The organism is Cognatilysobacter lacus (genome assembly GCF_008274655.1).
Classification (GTDB): domain Bacteria; phylum Pseudomonadota; class Gammaproteobacteria; order Xanthomonadales; family Xanthomonadaceae; genus Cognatilysobacter; species Cognatilysobacter lacus.
Window position 1 is genome coordinate 1 of the sequence record NZ_VTRV01000153.1, and the last position, 6434, is coordinate 6434.

The window sequence follows — 6434 nt, forward strand, 5'->3', positions numbered from 1 at the left end:
GAGGCCCGCGTGCGCGCCCACGTCGACGAACGCGACGGCCAGCGGCACATCTAATGACGCGCAGATCGCAACGCAGTGCGCGACCCAACTGTCCGCCGCGTCCTGCATGCCGTGATGCACGTGCAGCGCGCGAAGCCCGTCAGCGCGCGCCTGCGCGTCGTGGGCGAGGGCATGCAGCAAGGCGACCGAATCCGGCCCGCCGCTCAGCGCAACGCAGACAGGGGCGCGGACCGGCGGCGAAAATGCGGGTGCGTCGATCGACATGGAGGGATGCTGCCACGGCTTCGGGCGCAGGAACGCACGTGCACGTGCCTGGCTGCGGCGCAGCTCGCGGCGTCGGGCGCGTCAGGTTCCCGCTGGCGCGTCGGACCACACTTGTCAAACAGGGCCGCATGCCGGCTTAGGTGCCGCACCGCCTCGCGACGGCCGGCCGCGCGCGGCCTTCCGCCTCGCGCTTCAGGCGGCTTCGTACGCGCCGTAGCCGCGCAGGCGCTCGTAGCGTCGCTGCACCAGCTGGTCGGCGGGAAGCGCTTCCAGTGCGTCGAGTTCGTTGATCAGCACGGTGCGCAGTCGGCGCGCCATCTGCGCCGGGCTGCGGTGCGCACCGCCCGTAGGCTCGCGAATCACCTTGTCGACCAGCCCAAGGGACCGTAGGCGACGCGCGGTGAGACCCAGCTGTTCGGCGGCGTCCTTCGCCTTGTCCGCGGACTTCCATAGGATCGATGCGCAGCCTTCGGGCGAGATCACCGAGTAGGTGCTGTATTCGAGCATCAGCGTGCGATCGCCGACGCCGATGGCCAGTGCGCCGCCCGAGCCGCCTTCACCGATGACGGTGCAGACGATCGGCGTCTCGAGCTCCGCCATTTCCATCAGATTGCGCGCGATGGCCTCGGACTGGCCGCGTTCTTCGGCGCCGACGCCGGGGTACGCGCCGGGCGTGTCGATGAAGGTGAGCAGTGGCAGGCCGAAGCGCTCGGCCATCTTCATCAGGCGCAGCGCCTTTCGATAGCCTTCCGGGCGCGGCATGCCGAAATTGCGCTTGATCTTGCTCTTGGTGTCGCGGCCCTTCTGGTGGCCGATGATCATCACGCTGCGCCCGGCGATGCGCGCCAGCCCGCCCACGATCGCGGTGTCGTCGGCGTAGGCGCGGTCGCCGTGCAGCTCGTGGAACTCGTCGCACATCGCCTCGATGTAGTCGAGCGTGTACGGCCGCTGGGGATGGCGCGCCAGTTGCGACACCTGCCAGGGCGTCAGGTCGCGGAAGATCTGCGCCGTCCGCTTGCGCGCCTTGTCCTGAAGGGCCCTGATTTCGGGCGACGCGTCCATGGAATTGCCGTCGCTCGCAAGGCGCAGTTCGGCGATCTTCGCTTCCAGATCGGCGATTGGCTGCTCGAAATCGAGGTAGTTCGGGTTCATGCAGGGCCGGCGCGGTGAAAGGCGGGCAGTTTATCCGTGCGGGGGTGGCATTCGCACCCGTACTGATCCTCGGGACGCCGTGGCCACTCCTTCGGCCGAGATCAGCAGGCCAGCGCGGGCCCATCTGGCCGGCGAGGGGAGGAGGCGTCCCACCAGCAAGGGCGAGCACCTTCGCGCGATGCGCGTCTCGGTCAGTTCGCCCAGGGCCGCGAAAGCGCCAGTTTCACCGTCAGGACACCGGGCGTCGCGCGCAGCGTGTCCAGCAGTTCGCTATCCACGCGCACGCCGGAAGTACCGCCCAGTTCGACCATGCCCGACGCACCCTCGGTAATGACGTGCAGCCGCAGCGGCGTCGGGCCGGGCCGGCGCGAGTTGAGCAGCGCGTCGACGCGGCCGAGCGTGCCCGGATCGCGAAGGTCGAGCCGCAGCAGCAGTTTCTGCGCATGCCGGCTGCAGATCTGCGCGAAGTCCCAGCAGCGTTGTGCCTTCAGCGCGAAACCGCCGGAGAAGCTGTCCTCGCGCAGGCCGCCGTTGATGATGAGCAGGCGATCGCGCGCGATCACCGACGCGTTTTCCGCGTACGTCTCCGCGAAGAAGGCGCATTCGAGGCGGCCACGGCCGTCCTCGATCTGCACGAACACCTGCGAGTCGCCCTTCTTGCGCAGGCCGACCACGAGGCCAGCCACCGTGGTCTCCATTTCGGGACGCCAGCCGCCGCGGCCGCCGATATCCGGTCGTGACGCCCAGATGCGATCGAGATCGCCAAGGTGGAAACCGACGAGGCCATGCACGTCTTCGCGGAACGGATCGAACGGATGGCCGCTGAGGTAGTGCCCCAGCGTGTCGCGTTCGGACTCCAGCAGCTTCGCGAGTGGCCACTCCTCGCAATCGGGCAGGTCCAGGTGAAGCGCCACCGACGCGGTATCGACCCCGCCGAACAGCGACGCCTGGCCCGCGGCGATTTCTTTCGAACGCTGGTCGGTCGCGCGGAGCACTTCGGGCACCTGCAGCATCAGGCTCGCGCGATTCCGACCAAGCGCATCGAGCGCGCCGGCCTGCACGAGCGCTTCCAGCGCGCGGCGATTGAGGCGGCCGTTGTCGACGCGCTGGCAAAGATCGAGCAATCCGGTGAACGGGCCTGCGCGGCGCGCGTCGACGATCGCCTCGCAGACGCCGCGCCCGACGCCTTTCACCGCACCGAGGCCGTAGCGGATCGACTGCGGCGTGCGTGCGTCGAACATGTACGACGACTCGTTGACGTCGGGTGGCAGCACCTCGAGGCCCATCACGCGCGCCTCGTCGAGGAAGCCGGTGACCTTGTCGGTGTTGTCCATGTCCGACGACAGCACCGCGGCCATGAACTCGGCCGGGTAATGGGCCTTCAGCCAGGCGGTCTGGTACGAGACCAGCGCGTACGCGGCCGCGTGCGACTTGTTGAAACCGTAGCCGGCGAATTTTTCCAGCAGGTCGAAGATCGGTCCGGACACGCGCGGCTCGATGCCGTGGTGCTCCTTCGCGCCCGCCTCGAACTTGACACGCTCCTTCGCCATCTCCTCGGGCTTCTTCTTGCCCATCGCGCGGCGCAGCAGGTCGGCGCCGCCGAGCGAATAGCCGCCCAGGATCTGCGCGGTCTGCATGACCTGTTCCTGGTAGACGACCACGCCGTACGTGGGCGCGAGGATCGGCTCCAGCAGTGCGTGCGGGAACACCACATCCTGTCGCCCGTGCTTGCGTTCGATGAAGTCCGGGATCAGGTCCATCGGGCCCGGGCGGTACAGCGAGACCAGCGCGATGAGGTCGTCGAAGCGGTCGGGCTGCGCGCGCTTGAGCAACTCGCGCATGCCGCGCGATTCGAACTGGAACACGGCGACCGTATCGCCGCGCGCGAACACTTCGTAGGTCCGTGCATCGTCGAGCGGCAGGCTGATGATCTCGAGCGGTTGCTCGCCCGACGCCGCGCGGCGCACGTTGATCGCCTTCACCGCCCAGTCGATGATGGTGAGCGTGCGAAGGCCGAGGAAGTCGAACTTCACGAGGCCCACGGCCTCGACATCGTCCTTGTCGAATTGCGTGACCGGGCTGCCGCCGCGCCCGTGCTCGTCGTGTTCGGCGAACAGCGGGCAGAAGTCGCTCAGCGGGCTCGGCGCGATGACGACGCCGCCGGCGTGCTTGCCGGCATTACGCGTGAGGTCCTCCAGCGAAAGCGCGAGATCCAGCAGGTCGCGGACGTCGTCCTCCGCGTTGTAGCGCGTGATCAGTTCCTGCGAGGCGAGGTCGGAATCCTTCCTCGACGCATCGGAGCGGCCCAGCGCGTCTTCGAGGCCGATGCCGAGCGTATTGGGGATCAGCTTGGCGATGCCGTCGACCATGCCGTACGGATGGCCGAGCACGCGACCGCAGTCGCGCACGGCGGCCTTCGCCGCCATCGTGCCGTAGGTGATGATCTGGCTGACGCGATCGCGTCCGTACTTGCGCGCGACGTAGTCGATGACCTCGTCGCGACGGTCCATGCAGAAGTCGATGTCGAAATCGGGCATCGACACGCGTTCGGGATTGAGGAAGCGCTCGAACAGCAGGTCGTAGGGCAGGGGATCGAGGTCGGTGATCCCCAGCGCCCACGCCACCAGCGAACCCGCGCCGGAACCGCGACCGGGACCGACCGGAATGCCCTGCTGCTTACCCCAGTTGATGAAGTCCGCGACGATCAGGAAGTAACCGGGGAACCCCATCTTGATGATGACGTCGAGCTCGGTTTCCAAGCGCGATGTGTAGTCCTCGAGGGTGCGCCCTCCCGAGGGTGGCGCCTTTTCCAGGCGACCGGCAAGGCCATCCCGTGCGCTGTTGCGCAGCCACGATTCGATCGTGTGTTCGCTGGGCACCGGGAACGCGGGCAGCGCGTATTGGCCGAGCTTCATTTCCACGTTGCAGCGCAGCGCGAGCGCATGCGCATTGCCGATCGCATCGGGCACGTCGCAGAACAGTTCGTCCATGTCCTCGCAGGACTTGAGGAACTGCTGCGGTGCGTAGTCGTGTGGGCGTTTCGGATCGTCCAGCACGCGGCCGGTGGCGATGCAGACGCGCGCCTCGTGCGCCTCGAAGCCGTCTTCGTCGAGGAAGCGCACGTCGTTGGTGGCGACGACCGGGATGTCGCGCAGCGAGGACGCATGCAACGCGAAGGAATTGAACGGCTCCTCGCCCTTGCGGCCGCTGCGCACCAGCTCCAGGTGCAGGCGGTCGTCGAACACGTCCTTCCAGTCGACCAGACAGGCTTCGGCGAGATCATGGCGGCCGCCGGCGGCGAGCTGGCCGGCAAGGCTGTCGCGGCCCGCAAGGGCGAACAGCCCGGTGTTGTCGTCGCGCAGCCACTCCGGGCGCAGCGCGACGCCGTCGTTGCGGTGGCCTTCCATCCACATGCGCGTGAGCAGCCGGGAGAGCGTCAACCAGCCTTCGCGGTCACGGCACAGCAGGGTGAGGCGGGAGGCGGCCTCGTTGCCGTCGGCGAGCGCCACGTCGGCGCCGAGGATCGGTTTGATGCCGGCCGCTTCGCACGCCTTGTAGAACTTTACCGCGGCGAAGACGTTGTTGATGTCGGTGATAGCCACCGCCGGCTGCCCGAGCAGCGCGCATCGCTTCACCAGCTCGTCGACGCGGATGGTCGAATCGGCGAGCGAGTACTCGGTGTGCAGGTGGAGGTGGATGAATCGGGGAGACATGCGGCGACCGGCAAAGCGCGCGCCAGCGTATCAGCCCCGGCCACCGCCACAAGGCTTGACACGGCGGCGCCCTGAACGCCGCCGGTCACGGTTCAGTGCACGGCGAAACGCGGCGCGCTTTCCGGCAGGTACGAGCCCTCGCGGCATTCGCGGGCGTGGTCGAGCAGGCGTGCTTCGTCCAGTTGGGCCTGGCGCCACGCAGCGCGGTCGAAGCGGTCGCGCTGTGCGCGGTCGAAAGCCAGCCGCCGCAGGCGGTGGAAATCCGCGTACCCCAGGGTTTCGCGGCGCAACTGCGGCCACGCGGCATCAACCAGCACCGCGTCGTCGAGGTGCCCAACCGGATGCATGCGCTCGGGCAGCAGGTGCTCGCCGCGACGGACCTGCTCGATGAGCCTGCGCACGAGTTCGACGGTCTCCGGGGGCGCCTGCCAAGCGGCGTCGGCAGCCATCGTCTGGGCCGCTTTCACCCGGAACAATCGTTCGCGGATGCACGCTGCGGTCGCCCCGCGGGCCGACGAGGACAGCTCGCGGGCTGCGGTTGCGAGACGGTCCGCGTCGAGGACGGGCGCGGTGTCGGCGAACTGCCGGAGCAGCCGATTGAACCGGTCGACCGCGCTCGGATCGATCCGAAAGCCCTCGACCAGGTGGCGGCGGCGCCGGCTAGGATCGCCACCCTGGTAAATGCAACGGGGTAGCGGGTGTTCGGTGGTCAGCAAGGCGTTCATGACAGGTCCTCGTGGGCCGTGGATGCCGGCGGTTCCGGCACGATCCAAGCCTCCGCTTTCCGCCGTTTCCGGTCATGACGCAGCATCGATGTTTATCGGCTGATTCGCCGTGGGTTCCGATGGAGTTGCGAGGAAATCACGATGGCCGACGCCACCGGCCATGTGCCGGCTGATCCGGCGATCTACCGCTTCGGCGATGTCTGCGTGGACACGCAGGCCTGCCTGGTCACGCGCGCGGGCGAACCGCAGCCGCTCGAACCCAAGGCCTACGCCGTGCTCATCACGCTGCTGCGGCATGCAGGCGAACTGGTTCCGCGAGAAACGTTGCTCGATGCTGTGTGGGGGCATCGACATGTCACGCCCGGGGTACTGACGCGCTCGATCGCGCAACTGCGCCATGCCCTCGGCGACGACCCGCACGTGCCGCGTTACATCCGCACGCGGCATGCGCTGGGCTACTCGTTCGTTGCCACGCTCGAATTCGAGGTCGGTGACCGTGCGCCAGGCTCGCCCGCCGCTCCGGCTTGGACCGCGCCGGTTGCGAGCCCGGCGTCGCCTGTGACGCCGCCAGTGCCCGCGG

Annotated in this window: 5 protein-coding genes; 1 reads left to right on the forward strand and 4 read right to left on the reverse strand. The window is 68.2% G+C overall.

The window, feature by feature from the left end; genetic code table 11:
• The 4 genes from FW784_RS11715 to FW784_RS11730 form a co-directional block, all read right to left on the reverse strand.
• On the reverse strand, window positions 1-264 hold a 264-nt coding region (locus tag FW784_RS11715; protein ID WP_328592728.1), incomplete at its 3' end, for a PP-loop family protein.
• 192 nt (window positions 265-456) lie between these two features.
• Window positions 457-1416 (reverse strand): acetyl-CoA carboxylase carboxyltransferase subunit alpha, encoded by a 960-nt coding sequence (locus FW784_RS11720; RefSeq protein ID WP_149353524.1) that lies wholly within the window; start codon window positions 1414-1416, stop codon window positions 457-459.
• A 191-nt stretch (window positions 1417-1607) separates the two neighbouring features.
• On the reverse strand, window positions 1608-5129 hold the full coding sequence (dnaE, locus tag FW784_RS11725) for a DNA polymerase III subunit alpha (RefSeq protein WP_149353525.1): 3522 nt from the start codon (window positions 5127-5129) through the stop codon (window positions 1608-1610).
• Window positions 5130-5221: 92 nt separating this feature from the next.
• Window positions 5222-5854 carry a hypothetical protein gene (locus tag FW784_RS11730; RefSeq protein ID WP_149353526.1) on the reverse strand — a complete coding sequence of 211 codons (633 nt, stop codon included), beginning with the start codon at window positions 5852-5854 and terminating at the stop codon, window positions 5222-5224.
• A 141-nt stretch (window positions 5855-5995) separates the two neighbouring features.
• On the opposite strand from FW784_RS11730, the gene FW784_RS11735 reads away from it, so the two are divergent.
• Window positions 5996-6434: winged helix-turn-helix domain-containing protein (locus FW784_RS11735; protein ID WP_187770790.1), on the forward strand; the 439-nt coding region annotated here is incomplete at its 3' end.